Below are 20,470 nucleotides of genomic sequence, written 5' to 3'. Positions count from 1 at the left end.
ATTGTGAATAAAACTGAATTGGTTGCTAGCGTCGCCGAAAAGGCCGCGATGACCAAGAAGGACGCCGAGAAAGCTATCAACGCTCTGTTCGCCAGTGTCGAAGAAGCTCTCGCGAAAAAGGACAAGGTTCAGGTCATCGGTTTTGGTACTTTCGAAGTGAAGGCTCGTGGCGCTAGGAAGGGCCGTAACCCGCAGACCGGCAAGGAAATCACCATTCCTGCTTCCGCAACTCCGGTCTTCAAAGCTGGCAAAGGCCTCAAAGACAGCGTAAACAAGAAGTAAACAGCAATATATAGAGCAAAACCGGGGTAATACCCCGGTTTTTTCGTCGCCCGCCAAAAAATAATGGCCGCCTCGCCAGGGCGGCTTTTTGGTTGCCGGCGGATGATAAAAACGGACCGGCGGTTTATATTATAGGATATAGCGCGACATGGCCGTCAGGTCTTCAAAAGGCCGCTGGCGGTGTGGTAATATAGTTGTTGACGATTTGCTGCCGAGGTGATGCGAAAATGGCGCTGCCGTTCGAAAATGTTCTGATCGTGACCGCTTCCGTGGGCGCCGGGCATGACCAGGCGGCCAGGGCGGTCGGCGCGGAGATCGGGGAGCGATATCCCGGTGTGCGCGTCACGATCGCCGATTTCATGGGGGAGGAGAATTCCTACCTGAATGCGCTGCTTAAGGAGACGTACCTTAAGATGATAAGCGTGTCGCCGCAGGTGTACGACCTGTTGTACCGCTGGTCGCAGACGCATCAGCTGCCGGTGGTTCAGACCCTGCTGGCGAAGGCGATGAAGCGCAGTATGCGGCGGCTTTATTTCCGGTACCGACCGGATCTGATTATTTTCACCCACCCTTTCCCTTGCGGGGCGGCCGCGTATCTCCGCCGCAAGGGGCTGCTCGACGCGCCGCTGGTGGGGGTGGTCACCGATTTCAGCGCCCACCCGCTATGGGTGTACGATGAGGTGGACCTGTATTTCGTGGCGGCCGGCGAGACGAGAAACGAGCTGGTGCGACAGGGGGTGCCGGCGGAGCGGATCTGCCCGACGGGAATTCCCATCGACGTAAGCTTCGGCCGGCAGCCGGACCGCTCTGCGGCAATGCGCGAACTGGGGCTTGCCGCCCTGCAGCCTACGGTGCTGATAATGGGGGGCGGCCTGGGGATCGGGCCGGTGGCCGACGCGGTGCGCAGCCTGGACGGTGTCGGCGGGGGGCTGCAGATTGTGGTCGTCGCCGGCCGCAACGCCGAGCTGCGGCGGGAGTTGCGGGCCATCGCCGCAGCTTCCCGCCATTATATCGTCGCCCTGGGGTATACCCGCAGGGTGAGGGAGCTGATGGCGGCCGCCGATCTGCTGATAACCAAGCCGGGGGCTTTGACGGTCAGCGAGGGGCTGTCGGCGGGGCTGCCGATGGTGCTGATCAGCCCGCTGCCCGGCCAGGAGGAGGATAACGCCGCTTATCTGGTGGATAGGGGGGCGGCGGTGCTGCTGGCCGACGCCAGGGACGCGGGCGCGATGGTGGCCGGGCTGCTGGCAAGGCCGCAGGAGCTGGAGGAGATGCGCGGGCGGGCCCGCGGCCTGGGGCATCCATGGGCGGCCAGCGTCGCGGCGGGCATCATCGGCAGCCGCCTGGCGGCCCGCCGGGGCGCCGCGGCGGGGGTGCGAAGGGTATAGAAAAAGGCTTCGCGTTTACACGCGAAGCCTTTTGTCGTTGTGCGGAAGGGGTGTTAACTCCGGTTAGTCGACAGGTTCGGTGCCTTTGATGATCAGGACGGGACAGGGGGCGTAGTGGACAAGGTGGTTGCTGACGCTGCCGAGGAGGAGGCCGGTGACGCCGCTGAGGCCGCGGCGGCCCATGACGACGAGCGAGTAACCTTCGTCCACGACCATGTCGACGAGCTGTTTTCCGGGAGGGCCGTATTCCAGCCTGGAGGTTACTTTGCCCTCGAAGCCGGCGAAGATTTGCTCGGTTTTGGCGAGGATGGATTTGCCGGTGGTTTCGAGGTCCTGCATCACGGACAGGGGGATGGCGACCGTGTCGGGCATGCTGAAGGCGGGGAGGGCATAGTAGTTCTGAACGATATGGACGATGGTGACGTCGCCGCCGAATTTTTCCGCCACCGCCCGCGCCACTTTGGCGGCGTGCAGGGCCATGTCCGATCCGTCGGTGGGAACGAGGATTTTGGTGAACATGTCTTTGCCTCCTTGTAGCAGCCGTTGGTCAAGCGCCGTCGGTGAAACGAAGGGCTTTGCGAGCGGTCTGCCTGTTATTTGTAACCGGGGCTTTGGGTAAGTATTCGGGGCGGCTATGGGGATATCCTGCTGTATAGTATGCCACCCGGCGCTGTAATACTAAGGGAAACGGAAGGAGGCACAGCGATGGGTAAACGATGGTTCGTCATTCTCACCATGGTGCTTGCGGCAGCTTTGGTGGCCGCCGGCTGTTCGATGTTCAAGGCGCCGCAGAAGAAGCCCGGCGGGCAGCAGCAGGCCGCGCAGGGGGCCGAGCCGCAGATCTCGGTGTATATGCATGAGACGGGCGAGAAGAAGACAATGAAGATGGAGGATTATATCGCCGGGGTGGTCGCCGGGGAGATGAAGTCGGATTGGCCGGTGGAGGCGTTGGCCGCTCAGGCGATCGTGGCCCGGACGTTCACGCTGGAGGAGATGGAGAGCAAGGGGGGCGTGCCGGCCCGCGGCACTCAGGCGTCGACGGATATCAAGGAGTTTCAGGCTTATAACGCCAAGGATGTGAACGATAATGTGAAGAAGGCGGTGGAGATGACGCGGGGGATGGTGGCGGTTTACCAGGGCAAGCCGATCCGCACCTGGTTCCACGCCTCGGCCGGCGGCATCACCGCGACCGCCAAGGAGGGGCTGAATTTCCGCGAGGCGGAGCCGCCTTACATCCAGTCGGTGCAGTCGCCCGACGACCTGGCGCCGGCGGATGTGAAGAACTGGACGGCGTCTTTCAGCAAGCAGGAGGTCATGGCCGCGCTGAGCAAGATGGGCCAGAAGGTGTCGTCGGTCGACAGCGTGGAGATCGGTCAGAAGGGGCCGTCGGGCCGGGCGACGGAGCTGGTGTTCAATAAGAATGTCAAGGTTTCGGCCCCCGATTTCCGGGTGCAGATCGGCAGCACCGAGCTGAAGTCGATGCTGCTCGATAAGGTGAGTGTCGAGGGCGACAAGGTGGCGTTCAGCGGCAAGGGTTACGGCCACGGGGTGGGCATGTCGCAGTGGGGCGCCAATAAGATGGCCAAGGAGGGCAAGAAACCCGAGGATATCGTGAGCCATTATTTCAAGGGGATCACGGTGGAGAAGAGGTGGCAGTGATGAAGGGCGGCCGGAGCGATCCGGCCGCCCTTTTGGCGGGAGGCCGTATACCGGGGGAGGGGGTTTGGGAGACTAAGACGTGTATGAGGGGGCGGGGACGGTGAGGTCGGACGATGGGTAGAGTAAGAAGGCGGGGCGGCGACATCCTCCGGCTGTCGGCGAGCTTCGCACCGGCGTCGCTGGCTGCGGCGGCCGGGCGGCTGCGGGAGTTGAAGAGGCTGCTGGCGGACAGCCGGGAGGTCGTCGACCGCATGGCGCTGGTCGCCGACCGGCTGAGGAAGGTGGCTGCGCCGCCGGGCGAGCCGTTCATTTTCACGACGAAGCTGGCGGAGAACGAGCGCTTGCTGCGGCAGGCGTTCCAGGATTGCGACGATGTGAAGTTCAGAAATTTCACGGCGGGCGGCAAGGGCTGGCTGCTTGTCTATCTGGAGGGGATGACCGACACCGAGCGGCTGGAAGAGCAGGTGATCGGGCCGTTGCTGGCGGCGGACGGGCCGGGACGGCTAGGCGACGCGCGCGCGGTGGCCGGCCGGGTGCTGACCGCCGCGGCGGTCAGTGTCGCCGGCGGCGCCGGCGCCGCGGTGGAGGAGGTGCTGACCGGCAACGGGCTGCTGCTGGCGGACGGTAGCGCCGAGGGGCTCGTGGTCGGGGCGGTCGAGCATGTCAAGCGCGGCGTCGAGGAACCGAAGGCGGAGTCGGTGGCCCGCGGCCCGCACGACGCGTTCACGGAGACGCTCAAAGACAATGTCGCCCTCCTCCGGCGGCGGGCGCGGGACGCCAACATCAAGGTGCGGATCCTGCAGATCGGGGCGCGCACGCAGACGGCTTTGGCGCTGGTGTACGCCGCCGATATCGTCAAGCCGGGGCTGGTGGCCGAGGTCGAGCGCCGGATAGGCAATATAAGGATCGACGAGATAATGCTGTCCGCCCAGGTGGAGGAGTTCATCATCGACCATCCCTGGTCGCCTTTCCCGCAGACGCATGTGACCGAGCGCCCGGACACTTTTTTGATCTCGATCTACGAGGGGCGGGTGGGGCTGATCGTGGACAACACGCCCCACGCGATCATCGTGCCCTGCACGCTGCCGTCGCTGCTGCAGAGCGTCGAGGATTTCACCGTCCAGCCGGCGGTCGCCAGCCTGATCAGGGTGTCCCGCTACGCCGCGGCGGCGCTGGGCACCTTTCTGCCGGCGCTGTATGTGGCGATCGTGTCGTACAACCCGGGGATGCTGCCGACGACGCTGGCGATCAGCGTAGCGGAGCTGAGGGCGCGGACGCCTTATCCGGCGTTCATGGAGGTCGTTATCATGGAGATCATCCTGGAGCTTTTCCAGGAGGCGGTGCTGCGCCTGCCGCAGAAGATCTCGCCGGCGGCGAGCATCGTCGGCGGCTTCGTCATCGGTACGACGATCGTGCAGGCGGGCATCGTGAACGCGCTGCTGGTCGTCGCCACGGCCGGCACGGCGATCGCGTCATATACCATGCCGTCTTACAACCTGGGACTGGCGCTGCGCTGGCTGCGGATCCCGACGGTCGTCGCCGCGGCGGTGCTGGGCTTTTACGGGCTGGTGCTGGCTTATCTGGCGATCATCATTCATATGTGCAGTCTGCGCAGCTTCGGCGAGTCTTTCCTGGGCGGGCTGTTCGACGTGACGCTGGCGGAGGATATGCAGGACAAGCTGGTGCGCGTGCCGATGCCGTTGATGGGGTCGCGGCCTAAAGTTTACGGGGCGCAGGACCGCTCGCGGGTGGGGGACTGACATGGCCGATCTTGAGGTCAAGACGAGGATGTCGCCGCTGCAGCTGGCGATCATAATCGCGACGTCGATGATGGGCATTTCCGGCCGGGTGATGCAGCCCATCCTGCAGGCGAGCGGCCACGGGGCCTGGCTGGCGGTGCTGGCCGGGGCGGCGCTCTATTATGGCGCGGCCTGGCTGATGATAAAGCTGGGGGAGAGGTTTCCGGGCGAAAGCTTTGCCGAGTATCTGCCGCGCCTGCTGGGACGGTGGCCGGGCGGGGCGGTGGTGTGGCTGTTCGTGATTGTTCTGTTTATGTGGACAGGCCTGGCGCTGCAGGGGGTGAGCCGGGAGGTCACCTTTTTCATGTTCGACCGGACGCCGTTCGAGGTGGTGGAGGCGGGGCTGCTGCTGGTGTGCGCGTACTGCTGCCTGCAGGACTGGGGGACGATCCTGCGGGTGGTGCAGCTCTTGTTTTTCACCGCCTTGCCGCCGTGGCTGTTTCTGTTATTTTTGAGCCTGTTGAGGTTCAGGGTAATAAATTTCCTGCCGTTGTGGCCGGAGGGCGCGGTCGACGTAGCGGCGGGGGCGCTGCGCTCGTGGACGATTTTCCAGGGGTACGAATGCGTGCTGCTGCTGCTGCCGTTGGTATACAAGGGCAACTTCAAGCCGACGCGGGCGGTGGCGGGGGCCTTCGCCCTGGCCACGGGCCTGTTTCTGCTGAGGATCGTGCTCGATATCGGCGTGCTGACGCTGGAGGGGGCCGAGAACGCCCCCTACCCGATGTTGACGATCGTGCGGACGGTGGAGATTCCGGGCACCTTCCTGGAGCGGCTGGACACTTACTTCCTGGTGTTCTGGATACAGGGGATCTTCGCGAGCGTGACGCTGGCGATGTATTTCATGGCCCAGAGCCTGACCCGGCTGTACCGCCTGGCCGACCACCGGCCTTTCGTGCTGGCCTTGGTGCCGCCGCTGTTCCTGCTCGGCGACGCCACCCACCACATCAGGGTGTTCGAGGGGCTAAGGACGGCGTTGATGTGGGCGGGGCCGGCGTTTTCGCTCGGCGTGGTGCCGCTGGTGTTCGCGCTAGTCTGGTGGAGGGGGCGGAGCCGCGATGCGGGACGGGGCAAGGGGCTGTAGCCCGGCGCGGCGGGCGGCGCTGGCGGCCTGCCTGCTGGCCGTCTGCCTGCTGACGGCCGGCTGCTGGGACCGGGTGGAGATCCAGGATAGGGCGTTCGTGCTGGCGGTGGCGGTGGATGTGGCGGAGGAAGGGACGGACAAGGAGCCCGGCAAGGCCAAGGAGGAGAGCTACGCCCACCCCGCCCCGGCCGACCGTTTCCGGGCGACCTTCCAGGTGCTGAGGTTCGGCGAGGTGAAGGGGGGGCAGGAGAAGCCGGGCGGCGAGAGCAAAACTTTCCTGGTGACGGGCCGGGGGCCGGGGATGCTGGACGCGGTGCGCGACGCGCTGGGCGAAAGCAGCAAGGGGCTGTGGTTCGAGAACATGCAGGTGCTCCTTATCAGCCAGAAAGCGGTCGAACGCTACGGCCTGGCGCCGGTGCTGGACTTCTTCCGCCGCGACGCCGAGATGCGCGGGCGGGCGCAGATCTACATCACCCCCGGCGAGGCCGGCAAGCTGCTGGCGATCGCGCCGCCGACCGGCGAGCCGGGAGGGGTTTTCCTGGCCAACATAGCCAGGAGACATACGAAGGATATCCACCTGCCGACGGCCCGCACCGACATCAGCTTCGCCTCCCAGGCCCTGGACAACAGGGGGGACATGATCTTCCCGGTGGTGGAGCCGGCGGGCAAGTCGATGAAGGCCAAAGGGGGGGCGCTTTTCAAGGGGGGCAAGTTCCTGGGCTACCAGGACGAGTATTTCATCAGCGGTCTGAGGATGATCCGGGCGACGGAGAAATCGACCGCCATCTCGTTCGAGTGTCCGGCCCATCCCGGAAGCACGGTGACCTTCGAGCTTTTCCGCCACCAGACCGTGCTGAAGCCGCACGTGGAGGGGGACAGGGTGTGGTTTTCGCTCGACATCGCGATGCGCGGCAACCTGGACGAGGTGCAGTGCGGCCACAAGCACGACACCCTGGACCCGGAATACCTCGACAAGGCGCAGAGGCTGGTGGCGGAAGAGGTGGAGCGCAATATCAGGCACACGCTGGCGGTGTCCCAGCGGCTGGGGTGGGAGATGTTCTATTTCAAGAGCAGTCTGAAGGCCTACAAGCCGCACGACTGGAAGCGGCTGAAGGACCGTTGGGACGAGATCTACCCGACGGTGCCGCTGGAGGTGAAGGTGAGGGTGTCGATCATCAATGTCGGCGAGCATAAGTGAAGTCGGCTTCTGAACGGCCTTTAGGCTTTATTACATGAGCAGGAAGCGGGCGGCGAAGGCGGCGGCCAGCAGGCCGGCGTAGGCGGCGGCGACGCGGCGGGACGCCCTGGCTTCGCGCGCCCTGGCGTTGTGCCGGTCGAGGACGCGGGCGAGAAACCAGGCGGCGGCGGACGTGCCGAGGAAGACGAACGGCAGCTCGAAGACGGTGACGTGGGTAAGGAGAAAGACGATTTTATCCCAGGCGGCGGCTAAGTCCACGGCCGGACCTCCTTGCGGTTTTTCGTATAGTATTGCCGCGGACGGGCTTTTTAACGGCCCGTCCGTTGTACTACCAGCCCCGTTTCCGACATATACATAAACGAATTCATAAGCGGGGAGGGAGCGGCATGCCGCTGGAGGACAAAACGCCGCGGTGGCGTCACCAGTTCACGCTTACCGACCGGGAGGACCTGACGGTGGAGGGCGTGGTCAGCCTGGGCAGTTTCGACGAGAAGGAGGTCGTCCTGGAGACCGAGCAGGGTATGCTGACCGTCAGGGGGGAAGGGCTGAATATCAAGCAGCTCAATCTTGAGAAGGGCAGCATCATTGTCGAGGGCATGGTCGGGTCGCTGACTTATGCGGACGAGGTGCGGCAGAAAAAAGGCCTTCTGGAGAGGCTGCTGAAATAGGGCGGGGTGCGGGCTGAAGCTGCGGGCTGACTGGGTGATGGTGTGGTATTTGCTGCTGGCGCTGCTGGCGGCGGAGACGGCGCTGTATTTCGCCGCCGGCTGGGCGGCCGGGGTTTGCCGGCAGGCGGCGAGGCGGGATTTCAACGCCGCGGCCGGCCGCTGGCGCGAGGTAGACAAGGTTCCCTTCGCGGGACTCATTAATTTGTACGCCCGCGAGGAGGGGGTGAGCGCGGCGATGGTGGCCGCGATCATCCGGGCGGAGAGTTCCTTTCAGCCGCGGGCGGTGTCCCGCGCGGGGGCGGCGGGCCTGATGCAGATCATCCCCGGCACGTGGCGGGAGGTCAACGGCCGCATCAGGGCCTGCAGCGGGCGGCACGAGGGGGAATGCGGGCCGGGCTGCTATTTCGATCCCGAGCTAAATATCCGTATCGGCACGGCGTATTTCGCCGCTCTCGTCCGCCAGTACCGCGGCGATCTGGTACTGGCGCTGGCGGCCTACAACGCGGGGCCGGGGGCGGTGGACCGCTGTGGAGGTGTGCCGCCATACCCGGAGACGCAGGAGTATGTGGCGCGGGTGATGGCCTACTGGCATGAGTTCGCCGGCCTGCAGGTTCCCGCCGGCGGCGGGGCGGCGGAAAATTGGGAGGCGGCGCGCCGGGCGGCGGCCTGGGGGGCGGCGGCGACGGCGGCGCTGGCGGTGTGGACGGCGCTGAGGCTGCTGAGGCGGCACCGCTCGTGGCGGTGGCGCTAGGCGACGGAGGGGGGGAGACGATGAGCGCCGAGGGACAGATAAATACGTTTGTGATTACGGTCGCGACCGGGCTGCTGCTGGGGGTGGCTTTCGATTTTTATCGCGTGCTGCGGGCTTTTTTCCGGCCGCGCTGGCTGTTTACCTCCTTCGCCGATCTCGCTTACTGGCTGCTGGCGACGGGGCTTGTCTTCCTGGCGCTGCTGCTCGGAAACTGGGGCGAGCTAAGGCTTTATACGTTCATCGGCCTGGCGCTCGGCGCGTTCGGCTATTACCGCCTGCTCAGCCGCCAGGCGGTCCGCCTGATCATCGTGCTGCTGCGGCTGGCGGTCGGCGTGGCGCGGGCGGCGAGGACGGTGATCGTGTATACGCTCGTCAAGCCGGCGGCTTATATGGCCAATCTGGCGGCGCGGCCGGCCCGCTACGCGAGGAGGAAGTTTGCGGCCCGCCGCCCGCCGCCGGACGATTCCGCGCCGCCGCGGTGAGAAAATTTGCCATAATGGAGGAATGTTTACATAGTGAGGCGAATATATTCAGGATGTAAAGTAAGGTAGGACAGATTACAGGTGGTGGCGGTATGGCGGAACAAAAACGCACCGTGAAATATCGCATCCGCTGGTTCCGCGTGACGGTGCTGGCGGTGGTCGGCTATTGCCTGTACGTGCTGGCCGGGCAGCAGATGGAGATGAACGCCCTGAACCGCGAGACCGAGGCGACCCGCATCCGGATGGAGCAGCTTCGCCAGGCCAACGAGACGCTCGCCGACGAGAAGAAGAAGCTGACGACGCCAGCCTATGTAGAGAAGCTGGCCCGCGAGGAGTTGGGGTTGGTGAAGCCGGGTGAGGTTCCTTATGTTCCGGCGGAAAAAAATTAATAACCGGCACTTTCCTTGACACCATTTCTGCCCCAAGAGTATAATATGTTTGCAAAACATAGTATTTATAGTATTTAAGGAGGAACTTTGAGCAGCATGTCCATTCAGGTTGGCAGTGTGGTTGAAGGAGTCGTGACCGGGATAACCAACTTCGGCGCCTTTGTCGAGCTGCCGGGAGGAAAGGTAGGCCTCATCCACATTTCCGAGGTCGCCGACGTTTATGTCCGCGATGTTAAGGATTTTCTCAAGGAAAAAGACAAGGTCAAGGTGAAAGTCCTGTCGGTGGACGAACGCGGCAAGATCGGCCTATCGATCAAGCAGCTCCAGGAACCCAGCACCAGAAGACCTCCTGCCAACGAGGGCCGACGCCCGGGCCGTTTCATGCCGCCGGCGTCGTTCGAAGACAAGCTCAGCAAGTTCCTCAAGGATAGCGACGAGCGACTGACCGACCTCAAGCGCAACACGGAGTCGAAGCGCGGCGGCCGCGGCGCCCGCCGGGCGGAGTAGCCACAAGCCAACAGGGAGCATCCCCGACAGGGATGCTCTTTTTTGTCGGGGCGCGAGCCCGCCGGGATGGCAGGAATATGAAAGAGGCGCCGAGAATACCGATAGTCTTGACGGAGACTGCGGTTGCGGCATACCGTGAGCCGCCTGCAGGCGATGTGGGCATAATATGCCCGGTCGCCCGGTGTTTTGGCCGAGGGGGGATATGGTGAGAATAGGGGCGCGGGTGATAAAGACGGGGATAGCCGTCGCGATAACGATGTTTTTATGCGGGCTTCTGAAGCTGGAGCCGGCTTTCTTCGGGGCGGTTTCCGCGGTGATTAATATTCAGCCGTCGATTTTCCTGACGCTGAGGGAGGCGCGGAATCAGATCCTGGTCCACGTGCTGGGCGTTTCGGCCGGGTTTTTTGTCGGGTTATTTATCGGCGTGAGTCCGCTGTCGGCGGGCCTGATCGTTATCCTGCTGATACCGCTGTTCGGCAGGCTGGGCCTCAAAAACGGGATTACGATGGGGATTGTGGCGGCGCTGTTCGTGCTGAGTTCGCATACCGACGAGTTTCTGGCGCATGCTTTCGCGAGGACGGGGGTCATTTTCGTGGGCCTCGGGTCGGCGATGCTGGTTAATGTGTTTTTGTGGCCGCCGCGGTATACCGAACAGCTCAAGGAGAGGCTGCGGCAGAGCAACGAGGCGGCGGTGCTGTATTTCTGCCATGCCGTGCAGGAGTATGTCGGCCTGGACGGCCAAGAGTATCACGCCGACCCGGCGCAGGGCGAACGGGTCGATAAGCTCAACGGTGAGGCGCGCAGGCTGCTTGAGCTGCTGAGCAGGGAGGGGAAGGTGGTCGCGGAGGCGGCCGGGCCGACCGGGTGGCTTTTCCTGGCGGAGAAGCTGATCGCTTATAACGAGTCGATCACTCACAAGGCCAACCGGATTCTCGATCTTTTGCCGGGGAGGCTGGAACGGCGGGTAAATTCCGGCGATCCGCCGGTCAGCGAGGAGTTCAGGGCTATTCTGGAGCTGCTGGCGAGCGGCTGCATGACGGTGGTCAGGCTGAACGGGAAGCTGAGGGCGGTGATCGCCGACGGCGGCGCGGCGGCCCCGGAGGAGATCAGCGAGGATTATTGGGAGAGTCTTACCAGGGCGATCGAGCACTGGCAGCCGAGGCTTGCGGGCAGTTACTACCTGCACGCGCTGCTCGAGGTGGCGGTGACCGCGAACGAGATCAAGTGGGCGGCGCGGCAGGCCAAACTACTGCTGGCGGAGAGCCTGGAGGCGAGGAAGGAATAAGGGGCGCCGCGCTGAGCGTGCCTCCGCTCCCGGAAGGGAGCGGAGGCACGCTTTTGTTCGCGGTTATTGTCGGATTTTTTTTCGCGGCAGCGACGCGGTTAGACAAACGGCCTGGTGGTAAATTATGTAAAATAGTAGCATGACGCACTGGCGGGAGAGTGTTGTGATGCCTAAGGGAACGGTTGTTACGATATCAGGCGGGACGGCCGCGGCCGAACCGGTCGGCCGGGCGGGCGGGACGCGCTGGACAGGCCTTGTTGCCTGGGTTCTGGCGTCGCTGGTCCGGCCGACCGTTCTGCCGTTCAATATTCTTGCTTTTTTGCTGGGCAGGGTGTCGATTGTCGGTGAATTGGCGCCTTTCGGTCTGGCGTTCTGCGCGGCAACGGTCCTGACGGCGAGGGGGAGGGCCCCGGCGGCGGCGGTGGCCGCGCTGATGGGGATGCTGTCGGTGGGGCGTTTTTTGGAGGCGGGGCTGTATCTGTTCGTCATGCTGGCGTACGGCAAGCTGGCGGACAGGCTTTCAAGGCAGGAGCGAAAGCTGCAGGCGGCGCCGCTCTACGTTTTCGCGGCGGTTGTGTTCGGCGGCGGGTTGGTCGTGTTATGGCATCAGGCGCCGCTGTACAGTCTGCTGCTGGTGGTGTTCGACGCGGCGCTGTGCGTGGTGCTGACGTATATTTTCGCGGCGGCTATGCCGCTGGTGGACGGACGCTCCGGCCGGGCGGCGGGGAGCGAGGCGGTGATGTGCCTGGTGGTGATGCTGGCGGCGGCTGCCGCCGGCGTGGGCGATGCGACGGTGGCGGGGTTCAGTATCCGCAATATGGCGAGCAGTCTGGTGATTATGCTGCTGGCGTTCGCGGGCGGCGCGGGTCTGGGGGCGGCTGCCGGTGTGGCGGTGGGGCTGGTGGCCGGGCTGGCCGACGGGGGGGCGGTGGCGATGGTCGGCCTGTACGGCGTTGCGGGCCTGCTGGCAGCCGCTTTCCGCTCTCTGGGCAAGCTGGCGGTGATCGCCGGGTTTCTGCTCGGCGGGATGATCGCGGTGCTGGAGTTTGCCCAGACGGCGGATATTGCGAAGGTTTTGGCCGAGGGGGCGGTGGCGGCGGCGGCGTTCGCGGCCGTGCCGGTGGAGTGGCTGCGGATATGGCGCCGCGGCCTGAAGGAGAAGGCGGCCGAGGATCGGTCCGAGCCGCCGGTGCGCGAGGCTGGAGCGAAGCTGGCGAGGGTGGCGGATATTTTCACCGGTCTGGCGGGGGTGTTGGGCCGGCGCGCGGCTCAGAACGGGGCGATGGTCCGGGAGGAGGAGCTGAACAGGCTGCTGGCGGCGGCGGGGGATAAGGTGTGCGGTCCCTGTCGGCGGCGCGCGGCCTGCTGGGAGTATGACCGTCAGCGCACCGTCGAGGCGTTGGAGGCCGCGCTGGCGGGCGCGGATAAGGCCCGCCTGACGAGCGCGGATTTGCCGGCGCCGCTAAAGGAGAGGTGCGAGCACGGTCGGGAGCTGGCGGAGGCGGTCAATTACGCCGCCGAACGGAACCGGGCGTTGTGCTTCTGGGATAAGAAGGCGGCCGAGGCGCGGCTGCTGACGGCCGAGCAGCTGCGGGCGGTGGGCGCTATCGTCCGCGATCTCGCGGGGGAGGTGAACGGTGGCGGGGCAGCCGGGGCTACCGCGGCGACGCTGCCGGCCCGCGCAGGGGACGGAGACGAGGGACGGCGGGAGACGGGGCGCTGCCGGGTGACGACCGGGTTGGCCTTTGCCGCCAAGGAGAAGGTTTCGGGCGATACCGCCGCCGTATTGCCTCTGCCGGACGGAAAGGCGGCGCTGGTGCTGAGCGACGGGATGGGCACGGGCAGCCGGGCGGCCGGGGACAGCGCGGCGACGGTGAGGTTTCTCGAACGGCTGCTGACCGCCGGGTTCGCGGTGGATGTGGCGGTGAGGACGGTAAATTCGCTGTTGCTTTTGAAGCTGCCGGAGGAGAGTTTTACGACGGTGGATATGGCGGTGATCGACACGGCCGCGGGCGAGGCGGAGTTCCTCAAGGTGGGGGCGGCGCCCAGTTTTGTCAAGAGGGTGCGGGAGGTGGCGACGGTGAAGTCGTCGTCGCTGCCGGTGGGGATAATGCAGCAGGTGGAGATTGAGCCGGTCAGGTGGCTGCTGGCCCCGGGGGACGTGATCGTGATGGTGAGCGACGGGGTGGTGGAGGCGCCCAACCGCGGCGCGGGCAAGGAGGCGTGGGTGGTTAATTTTCTGCGGCGTCTGCCCGACTGTGACCCGCAGGAGATGGCGGAGCGCATTCTGCACGAGGCCGAGGCGCTTGCGGGGCCGTGCCGGCGGGACGATATGACGGTGCTGGTGGCGCGGGTGACGGGCGATCCCGGCCTGGGGAGCAAGGCTTAGGGAGCGTACCTGTAGCGTCGGCGGGGCCGGCTGGGCGGGATGCATGATAACGACCCTCTGTGCGCGGTTTTTCGACCGCGCATAGGGGGTTTTTGCGCGGCCGATACTAAGGGAGAGGCGGCGATGCGGCCGAGGGCGGAAAATTGCAGGAAAACGGCGGGCGGCGGGAGAATGTAGCCAAGGCAAGGAATCGGAAGGGCGTGAACCTGTGAAGGACGTGCCGATCGAGGAGATTGTCGGGCTTGCCGTGCTGGCCGGCGAGGTGATGCTGCGCAACGGCGCAGAGACTTCGCGGGTGGAGGAGACGATGTATCATATCGCCCGCGCCTGCGGCGCCGATAAGGCGGAGTGCTTCGTTATTCCGACAGGGGTTTTTCTGACGGTAAGCGATTCTTCCGGACGGTCGCTGACGACGATGCGTCGGATCAGGGATCGGACGATAAATCTCGACCGCATCGCGAAGGTGAACGAGTTGTCGCGCGGTCTGGCCGAAAGACGGATCGACCGTGCGGAGGCGCTGGCGCTGTTGAACCGCACTGCCGGGGAGCGCACGGGTTTTTCCCTCCTGCCGTCGATGCTGGCTTCGGGCACTGTGGGCGGCTGTTTCGCCGTGCTGCAGGACGGCGGCGCGGGCGAGACGGCGGCCGCTTTTGCGACGGCGATGGCGGTGCGGTATATCGCTCACGCGGTTTCGCGTCTGCACGGGGTGCAGTTCACGTTCGAGTTTCTCGGGGCGCTGGCGGCGGCGGCGCTTGGCAGCCTGACGCATTATTTCTGGCCGGGGCTGAGCCGCGATGTGATCGTGGTGGGCGGCATTATGCCGCTGGTGCCGGGGGTGGCGATCACCAACGCCATCCGCGACGTAATCGCCGGCGACCTTCTGAGCGGCCTGTCGCGCGGGCTTGAGGCGGCGCTGACGTCGGTGGCGGTGGCGATGGGCGTGGTTATCGTGCTGGCGGTGTTGTGAGGTGGCGGCGATGATGATGATGAAGATCGTGGCGGTGTTTGCGATGGGGGCGGCGGTGGGCGTTATGTATCGCATCCCGCGCAGCCTGCTGGTTTACGGGGCTTTTAACGCGACGCTCGGGTGGCTGGTGGCCGGGCTGCTAACGGCCGCGGGCACGAACGCGGTGGCGGCGGTTTTCTTCGGCAGCGTCGCCCTGGGGGCGGCGGCCGAGGCGTTGGCAAGGCGGCTGCGCAAGCCGGCTACTATTTTCATTATCCCGGGGTTTATACCGCTCGTGCCCGGGCGGGAGGCGTATACGACGATGCGTTATCTGGTGGAGGGCCGCTACGGGCCGGCGGTGGAGATGGCCACGCTGACGCTGCTGACCGCCGGGGCGATCGCGTTCGGGATATTTGTGAGCGTTACTTTGTACCGGCTGGCGCTTAACAATGTTGTCAGGAAAGGGACGGACCAATGCTGACGGCGGTGAGGGAGTGGATCGCCCGTCACCGGCTGCCGGCGGCGGGCGACAGGGTGCTGGCCGCCTGTTCGGGCGGGGCGGATTCGCTGGCGCTTGTCCATGTTTTGAATGAGCTTAAGGAGGAGTACGGTTTTTCCCTGGCGGTGGCACATGTGAACCATTTGCTGCGGGGGGAGGAGTCGGATGCGGACGCCGTTTTCGTGCGCGAGTTCGCGGCTAAGCTGGGGCTGCCTTTTTATGTGACCGAGGCGGACGCCGCCGGTCTGGCGGCCGCCGAGGGGCGTTCGCTTGAGGATGCGGCCCGCGAGGTGCGCTACCGGTTTTTGCGGGCGACGGCGGCGGAGCTGGGCGGGGCGCTGATCGCGACCGGGCATCACCGCGACGATCAGGCCGAGACGGTGCTGCTGAATCTTTTCCGCGGCGCGGGCGGCGCGGGGCTGGGCGGTATGAAGCCGGTGGCCGGCGGCGTGATCAGGCCGCTGCTGGCGGTGGCGCGGGAGGAGATCGGGGCGTATTGCCGCGAATGCGGGCTGACGCCGCGGACGGACAGTTCGAATTTTTCGACCGAGTATTTGCGCAATTTTCTCCGTCTGGAGCTTATGCCCCGGCTGGCGGCAGCGTTCAACGCCAATATCGCGGCGACGCTGTGCCGTACGGCCGAATTGGTCGGCGACGAGCACGATTACGTCGTGGCGGCAGCTGTGGCGGCGTGGCCGGAGGTGGTGGACGACGGGGGTGACGATCCGGCGGTCGACTGCCGGGCGCTGGGCGCTTTGCACGTGGCCGTGCGCCGTGAGCTTCTCCGTCTGGCGGTGGTAAAAAAACGCGGCGATTTAAAAGGAATAAGCTTTTTTCATGTGGAAAAATTATTAGAATTAGCATCGTCGGGAGTCACCGGCAACGCGGTCGAGCTGCCGGGCGGCGTTACCGCGCGCCGGGTATACGGCCGGCTAATTTTTGCGGCCGCGTCTCCGCCGCCGGCAACGGTGATCGGCCCGCCGGGGCTAGTTGTCGCGGTGCCGGGCACGACGCCTGTGCCTGCGCTGGGCGTGACGGTGACGGCCAGGCTGTCGGCGGAACGGCCGGCAGGCGGCGGGCCGGACAGGGCGGTGTTCGCCTGGGAGGAGCTGGCGCCACCGATCCGCGTCCGCAGCCGCCAGGCGGGGGACCGCTTCCGTCCGGGCGGCAAGAAGGTGAAGGAGTATCTTATCGACGCCAAGGTGCCGCGGCAGCTGCGCGACACCATCCCGGTGTTCACCGACGGCCGGGGGGTAATCTGGCTGGGCGGGGTGCGGCAGGCGAAGCGCTGCCGGCCGGGGAATCCGACGGGGTTTTATCTGGAGCTTATCATCGAAAAAACAGGAGGGCTGACGTGAATCTGGATAAGGACATCAAAGAGGTGCTTGTGAGCGCCGAGGCTCTGGCGGCCAGGACCAGGGAAATGGGCGCGGCGATCAGCGCCGATTATGCGGACAAGGATATTCTGATGGTCGGCGTGCTCAGGGGCGCCGTCATTTTCATGGCCGATCTGGCCAGGGCGATCAGCCGGCCTGTGACTATCGATTTTATGGCTGTGTCGAGCTACGGGGCTTCGACCAGTTCCAGCGGGGTCGTGAGGATTGTCAAGGATCTGGACGAGGATGTGGCCGGCCGGCATCTGCTGATTGTCGAGGATATCATCGATTCCGGCCTGACCCTCAAGTACCTGTACGATAATCTGCAGTCGCGCAAGCCGGCGAGCGTGAGGATCTGCACCCTGTTGAACAAGCCTTCCCGGCGCAAGGTCGACGTGCCGGTGGATTACAACGGCTTCACCATCCCCGACGACTTCGTGGTCGGCTACGGTCTGGATTACGCGGAAAAATACCGCAATCTGCCGTTTGTGGGTGTGCTAAAGCCGGAGGCGTATAGCAGCTAGGCGGCGCATAGGATATTACTGGCGGCCAGCGGCACCGCACGGATGTCGGATTGTCACTGGAGTATAATTGTGATATAATTAGCTCCTATGGATACAATAGCGTTTTTGGTTTCAGCTCCAGTGAAAGGGGGTTAAGTTGTTGAACAAGTTTTTCCGCAATGTCAGCTTCTATCTGCTTATTATCATTATCGCTATTTCGATAATCGACTATTATTCCTCACGCACCACCACCAAGACCGAGATCAGCTACACCCAGTTCTTGCGTAGCGTCGAAGAACAAAAGGTGGAGCGCGTGACGATAGTGGATAATACCATTCGCGGCAAACTCAAAGACGGTACGGAGTTTACCACGGTCACTCCCAACGATCCGACGCTGATCGGCGCCCTCAGGGAGAAGAACGTCGATATCAAGGCCGAACAGCCGCCGCAACCGCCGTGGTGGACGACCATTTTCTCGTCCGTGCTGCCGATGCTGCTGCTGATCGGGGTGTGGTTCTTCATCATGCAGCAGACTCAGGGCGGCGGCAACCGGGTGATGTCGTTCGGCAAGAGCCGCGCTAAGCTGCACGGCGAGGATAAGGTGAAGGTTACCTTCGTGGATGTCGCCGGCGCCGACGAGGCCAAGCAGGAGCTCGAGGAAGTGGTCGAGTTCCTGAAGCATCCGAAGAAATTCAACGACCTGGGCGCGCGCATCCCCAAAGGGGTGCTGCTGGTCGGGCCGCCGGGAACGGGCAAGACGCTGCTCGCCCGTGCGGTGGCCGGAGAGGCCGGGGTGCCTTTCTTCAGCATTAGCGGTTCGGACTTTGTCGAGATGTTCGTCGGCGTCGGCGCATCGAGGGTGCGCGACCTGTTCGAGCAGGCGAAGAAGAACGCGCCGTGCATTGTTTTCATCGACGAGATCGACGCCGTCGGCCGGCAGCGGGGCGCTGGCCTCGGGGGCGGCCACGACGAGCGCGAACAGACGCTTAACCAGTTGCTGGTGGAGATGGACGGCTTCGGCGTCAACGAGGGGATCATCATCATCGCCGCCACCAACCGACCGGATATTCTCGATCCCGCCCTGCTGAGGCCGGGACGTTTCGACCGCCAGGTGGTGGTCGACCGTCCGGACGTTAGGGGCCGCCAGGAGATCCTCAAGGTCCATACCAAGGGCAAGCCGCTGGCCAAGGACGTCAGCCTGGAAGTGCTAGCCCGCCGGACGCCGGGCTTCACCGGCGCCGATCTGAGCAATCTGGTCAACGAAGCCGCCCTGCTCGCCGCCCGCCGCAACAAGAAGCGCATCGACATGCCCGAGCTGGAGGAGTCGGTTGAGCGCGTGGTCGCAGGGCCGGAGCGCAAGAGCAAGGTCATCAGCGACAAGGAGAAGAAACTGACCGCGTATCATGAGGCCGGGCACGCCCTGGTCGGCATGATGCTGACCCATACCGACCCTGTGCACAAGGTGTCGATAATCCCCCGCGGGCGGGCGGGCGGTTACACGCTGATGCTGCCCAAGGAGGACCGCTACTACGCTACGCGGTCCGAACTGCTCGACCAGCTCAAGACGCTGCTGGGCGGCCGGGTGGCCGAGGCGCTGGTGCTCAACGAGATCAGCACCGGGGCCCAGAACGACCTGGAGCGGGCTACCGAGCTTGTCCGCAAGATGATAACCGAGTACGGCATGAGCGAGGTGCTGGGACCGATCACTTTCGGCCGGCGCCAGGACCAGCAGGTTTTTCTCGGTCGCGATATCGCCCGCGACCGCAACTACAGCGAAGAGGTGGCTTACTCCATCGACAAGGAGGTCCGCCGCCTGATCGAGGATGCCTACGCCAAGACGGAAGATATGCTGAAAAGCAATATGGATAAGCTCCATCTTGTCGCCGATGCGCTGATCGAGCGCGAGACGCTGGAGGGCGAAGAGCTACAGCAGTTGCTGGACAACGGCAGGATCGAGGATAAGGAGAAACCGTCCGACGAGCCGCCGCCGGCGGCGCCCACGAGCGCCATTCCGACGCCCGCCGACGAGCCGGGACCTAAGGTTGTTTATACTTTCCGCCGGGAGGACGACGGGCTGTGGGAACGGTGCTGACTGTAGGCGCGGTGGGTGAAGCGTCGGTGGCAGTGGCGGCCGACAATACCGCCGAGCGCTTCGGCAACAAAGGGGCGGCCGTGTTCGCCACTCCGTTGCTGGTGGCGCTCATGGAGCAGGCCGCGATCGCGGCGATCGGGCCTTATCTCGATGCCGGCCAGGGTTCGGTCGGCACACGGGTGGAGGTCTCCCATCTGGCGGCGACGCCGGTGGGAATGACCGTCCGGGCGAGGGCCGAACTGACGGAGATCGCCGGCAAGAAACTGACCTTTGCCGTGGAGGCCTACGACGACCGGGAAAAGGTCGGTGAAGGCCGCCATGAGCGGTATATAATCGATAACGCCAAGTTTATGGCCAGGGTGGCCGCCAAGAAATGAATTTTCGGGAAAGCTCGGAACCGCGGGGGCGGTGCCGAGCTTTCCGCAACTTGGAGGGGTTTTCATGCCGCGTCTTTGGGTTCCCAACGCGCTGACGGTGGCGAACCTCGCCGCCGGATTGACGGCCATTTTGCTGACCATCGCGGAACAATGGGCGCTCGCCGTCGCGCTGGTATTCGGCGCGGCGATGTTCGACAGCCTCGACGGGCGGGTGGCGAGACGGCTGAATGTCGCCAGCGAATTCGGCAAGCAGCTCGATTCGCTCGCCGATCTGGTCTCGTTCGGTGTGGCGCCGGCGCTGCTCGCCTATCAGCTTGTCTTCGCCGACAGCGGCTGGGGCGGCTACGCGCTGGCGACCGTTTTCCCGATATGCGGGGCGCTGCGCCTGGCCCGCTTCAATGTTTCCGGGACGCGGGGCCATTTCGTCGGTTTGCCGATAACGGCGGCCGGACCCGTCCTCGCAGCGTGCGCGTATTTCGTGCCGGTGCTGCCGGTGACGGGGCAGGCGTTCGTGCTGCTGATATTGTCGGGGTTGATGGTGTCGACGGTGAAAGTGCCGAAATTGTAGACGCGCTTTCAACGGCGGATGTTGATAAGACGAAATTGAAGGCTCGGGCACTTTGCCCGAGCCTTGGTTTGTTTTGGCCGTTTTATGCTTCCGGATTACCGGGGGGCCGGGATTGTGCCAGTGTATGTGAACTAGTTTATGGAACATGACAAGGATGGTGCAGGAAATTCCAATATTACGTAGTATTAGCGAAATATAGAAATGATTGTTGTTTTATGTCCGATTTCACCG

The 20,470-nt window shown here is 64.3% G+C and carries 22 protein-coding genes; 20 read left to right on the top strand and 2 right to left on the bottom strand.

All coding sequences use genetic code 11. From position 1 onward, the window contains the following. The first annotated feature begins 3 nt into the window (after positions 1-3). Both Q4T40_16270 and Q4T40_16265 read left to right on the top strand, forming a co-directional pair. The gene (locus Q4T40_16270; GenBank protein MDT8902797.1) at positions 4-282 is read left to right on the top strand and encodes an HU family DNA-binding protein; all 279 of its coding nucleotides are present in this window, start codon (positions 4-6) and stop codon (positions 280-282) included. Positions 283-509: 227 nt separating this feature from the next. Continuing rightward, a complete protein-coding gene (locus Q4T40_16265; protein ID MDT8902796.1) occupies positions 510-1,670 on the top strand; it encodes a glycosyltransferase in 1,161 nt (386 codons plus the stop codon). A 63-nt stretch (positions 1,671-1,733) separates the two neighbouring features. Here Q4T40_16265 and Q4T40_16260 read toward each other — a convergent pair whose 3' ends face one another. Further along, a complete protein-coding gene (locus Q4T40_16260; protein MDT8902795.1) occupies positions 1,734-2,189 on the bottom strand; it encodes a universal stress protein in 456 nt (151 codons plus the stop codon). A 186-nt stretch (positions 2,190-2,375) separates the two neighbouring features. Between Q4T40_16260 and Q4T40_16255 the strand changes: the two genes are divergently transcribed. From Q4T40_16255 to Q4T40_16240, 4 genes are all read left to right on the top strand, one after another. Beyond that, entirely contained in the window at positions 2,376-3,329 is a 954-nt protein-coding gene (locus Q4T40_16255) for a SpoIID/LytB domain-containing protein (protein ID MDT8902794.1), read from the top strand. A 113-nt stretch (positions 3,330-3,442) separates the two neighbouring features. Further along, a complete protein-coding gene (locus Q4T40_16250) occupies positions 3,443-5,089 on the top strand; it encodes a spore germination protein (GenBank protein MDT8902793.1) in 1,647 nt (548 codons plus the stop codon). 1 nt (position 5,090) lies between these two features. Further along, positions 5,091-6,209, top strand: coding sequence for an endospore germination permease (locus Q4T40_16245; protein ID MDT8902792.1), 1,119 nt, complete (start codon positions 5,091-5,093; stop codon positions 6,207-6,209). After that, positions 6,184-7,407, top strand: a complete 1,224-nt coding sequence (locus tag Q4T40_16240; protein MDT8902791.1) for a Ger(x)C family spore germination protein — start codon at positions 6,184-6,186, stop codon at positions 7,405-7,407. Before Q4T40_16245 ends, Q4T40_16240 begins: the two co-directional genes overlap by 26 nt. A gap of 30 nt (positions 7,408-7,437) precedes the next feature. On the opposite strand, the gene Q4T40_16235 is transcribed toward Q4T40_16240, so the two are convergent. Next, entirely contained in the window at positions 7,438-7,665 is a 228-nt protein-coding gene (locus Q4T40_16235; GenBank protein ID MDT8902790.1) for a hypothetical protein, read from the bottom strand. A 128-nt stretch (positions 7,666-7,793) separates the two neighbouring features. Here Q4T40_16235 and yabP point away from each other — a divergent pair, with 128 nt between their 5' ends. The 14 genes from yabP to pssA all read left to right on the top strand — a co-directional run bounded on the left by yabP (position 7,794) and on the right by pssA (position 20,239). After that, a complete protein-coding gene (gene yabP, locus Q4T40_16230; GenBank protein ID MDT8902789.1) occupies positions 7,794-8,075 on the top strand; it encodes a sporulation protein YabP in 282 nt (93 codons plus the stop codon). A gap of 37 nt (positions 8,076-8,112) precedes the next feature. Then, a complete protein-coding gene (locus Q4T40_16225; GenBank protein MDT8902788.1) occupies positions 8,113-8,826 on the top strand; it encodes a lytic transglycosylase domain-containing protein in 714 nt (237 codons plus the stop codon). Further along, entirely contained in the window at positions 8,811-9,308 is a 498-nt protein-coding gene (yabQ, locus tag Q4T40_16220) for a spore cortex biosynthesis protein YabQ (GenBank protein ID MDT8902787.1), read from the top strand. Before Q4T40_16225 ends, yabQ begins: the two co-directional genes overlap by 16 nt. A gap of 92 nt (positions 9,309-9,400) precedes the next feature. Next, positions 9,401-9,697 (top strand): septum formation initiator family protein, encoded by a 297-nt coding sequence (locus Q4T40_16215; GenBank protein ID MDT8902786.1) that lies wholly within the window; start codon positions 9,401-9,403, stop codon positions 9,695-9,697. 96 nt (positions 9,698-9,793) lie between these two features. Further along, positions 9,794-10,204 (top strand): S1 domain-containing RNA-binding protein, encoded by a 411-nt coding sequence (locus Q4T40_16210; protein MDT8902785.1) that lies wholly within the window; start codon positions 9,794-9,796, stop codon positions 10,202-10,204. A 202-nt stretch (positions 10,205-10,406) separates the two neighbouring features. Continuing rightward, on the top strand, positions 10,407-11,489 hold the full coding sequence (locus tag Q4T40_16205) for an aromatic acid exporter family protein (GenBank protein ID MDT8902784.1): 1,083 nt from the start codon (positions 10,407-10,409) through the stop codon (positions 11,487-11,489). A 166-nt stretch (positions 11,490-11,655) separates the two neighbouring features. Next, positions 11,656-13,878 (top strand): SpoIIE family protein phosphatase, encoded by a 2,223-nt coding sequence (locus Q4T40_16200; GenBank protein MDT8902783.1) that lies wholly within the window; start codon positions 11,656-11,658, stop codon positions 13,876-13,878. 208 nt (positions 13,879-14,086) lie between these two features. Further along, entirely contained in the window at positions 14,087-14,845 is a 759-nt protein-coding gene (locus Q4T40_16195; protein MDT8902782.1) for a threonine/serine exporter family protein, read from the top strand. A 10-nt stretch (positions 14,846-14,855) separates the two neighbouring features. Continuing rightward, a complete protein-coding gene (locus Q4T40_16190; GenBank protein MDT8902781.1) occupies positions 14,856-15,305 on the top strand; it encodes a threonine/serine exporter family protein in 450 nt (149 codons plus the stop codon). Then, complete coding sequence (tilS, locus tag Q4T40_16185) at positions 15,299-16,681, top strand: tRNA lysidine(34) synthetase TilS (protein MDT8902780.1); 1,383 nt, start codon at positions 15,299-15,301, stop codon at positions 16,679-16,681. Before Q4T40_16190 ends, tilS begins: the two co-directional genes overlap by 7 nt. A 2-nt stretch (positions 16,682-16,683) precedes the next feature. Beyond that, positions 16,684-17,223, top strand: a complete 540-nt coding sequence (gene hpt / locus Q4T40_16180) for a hypoxanthine phosphoribosyltransferase (GenBank protein MDT8902779.1) — start codon at positions 16,684-16,686, stop codon at positions 17,221-17,223. A 139-nt stretch (positions 17,224-17,362) separates the two neighbouring features. Continuing rightward, on the top strand, positions 17,363-19,294 hold the full coding sequence (gene ftsH, locus Q4T40_16175; protein ID MDT8902778.1) for an ATP-dependent zinc metalloprotease FtsH: 1,932 nt from the start codon (positions 17,363-17,365) through the stop codon (positions 19,292-19,294). Beyond that, on the top strand, positions 19,279-19,671 hold the full coding sequence (locus Q4T40_16170) for a thioesterase family protein (GenBank protein ID MDT8902777.1): 393 nt from the start codon (positions 19,279-19,281) through the stop codon (positions 19,669-19,671). Before ftsH ends, Q4T40_16170 begins: the two co-directional genes overlap by 16 nt. A 64-nt stretch (positions 19,672-19,735) precedes the next feature. Then, positions 19,736-20,239: a CDP-diacylglycerol--serine O-phosphatidyltransferase gene (gene pssA, locus Q4T40_16165; protein MDT8902776.1), complete on the top strand. Its 504-nt coding sequence runs from the start codon at positions 19,736-19,738 to the stop codon at positions 20,237-20,239. Positions 20,240-20,470: the final 231 nt, after the last annotated feature.

The sequence above is a fragment of the Selenomonadales bacterium 4137-cl genome, from assembly GCA_032334055.1.
GTDB lineage: Bacteria > Bacillota > Negativicutes > Sporomusales > UBA7701 > Anaeroselena > Anaeroselena agilis.
Note: the sequence above shows the minus strand (reverse complement) of the source record. Positions and strands in the feature narration are given on the sequence as shown.

Excerpts from the sequence above, each read along its gene's own strand:
- Q4T40_16210 (MDT8902785.1), top strand. The coding sequence starts at position 9,794 with ATGTCCATTCAGGTTGGCAGTGTGGTTGAAGGAGTCGTGACCGGGATA.
- Q4T40_16205 (MDT8902784.1), top strand. The coding sequence starts at position 10,407 with ATGGTGAGAATAGGGGCGCGGGTGATAAAGACGGGGATAGCCGTCGCG.
- Q4T40_16265 (MDT8902796.1), top strand. The coding sequence starts at position 510 with ATGGCGCTGCCGTTCGAAAATGTTCTGATCGTGACCGCTTCCGTGGGC.
- Q4T40_16245 (MDT8902792.1), top strand. The coding sequence starts at position 5,091 with ATGGCCGATCTTGAGGTCAAGACGAGGATGTCGCCGCTGCAGCTGGCG.
- Q4T40_16255 (MDT8902794.1), top strand. The coding sequence starts at position 2,376 with ATGGGTAAACGATGGTTCGTCATTCTCACCATGGTGCTTGCGGCAGCT.
- Q4T40_16240 (MDT8902791.1), top strand. The coding sequence starts at position 6,184 with ATGCGGGACGGGGCAAGGGGCTGTAGCCCGGCGCGGCGGGCGGCGCTG.
- tilS (MDT8902780.1), top strand. The coding sequence starts at position 15,299 with ATGCTGACGGCGGTGAGGGAGTGGATCGCCCGTCACCGGCTGCCGGCG.
- Q4T40_16215 (MDT8902786.1), top strand. The coding sequence starts at position 9,401 with ATGGCGGAACAAAAACGCACCGTGAAATATCGCATCCGCTGGTTCCGC.
- yabP (MDT8902789.1), top strand. The coding sequence starts at position 7,794 with ATGCCGCTGGAGGACAAAACGCCGCGGTGGCGTCACCAGTTCACGCTT.
- Q4T40_16200 (MDT8902783.1), top strand. The coding sequence starts at position 11,656 with ATGCCTAAGGGAACGGTTGTTACGATATCAGGCGGGACGGCCGCGGCC.
- pssA (MDT8902776.1), top strand. The coding sequence starts at position 19,736 with ATGCCGCGTCTTTGGGTTCCCAACGCGCTGACGGTGGCGAACCTCGCC.
- Q4T40_16190 (MDT8902781.1), top strand. The coding sequence starts at position 14,856 with ATGATGATGATGAAGATCGTGGCGGTGTTTGCGATGGGGGCGGCGGTG.
- Q4T40_16260 (MDT8902795.1), bottom strand. The coding sequence starts at position 2,189 with ATGTTCACCAAAATCCTCGTTCCCACCGACGGATCGGACATGGCCCTG.
- Q4T40_16225 (MDT8902788.1), top strand. The coding sequence starts at position 8,113 with ATGGTGTGGTATTTGCTGCTGGCGCTGCTGGCGGCGGAGACGGCGCTG.
- Q4T40_16250 (MDT8902793.1), top strand. The coding sequence starts at position 3,443 with ATGGGTAGAGTAAGAAGGCGGGGCGGCGACATCCTCCGGCTGTCGGCG.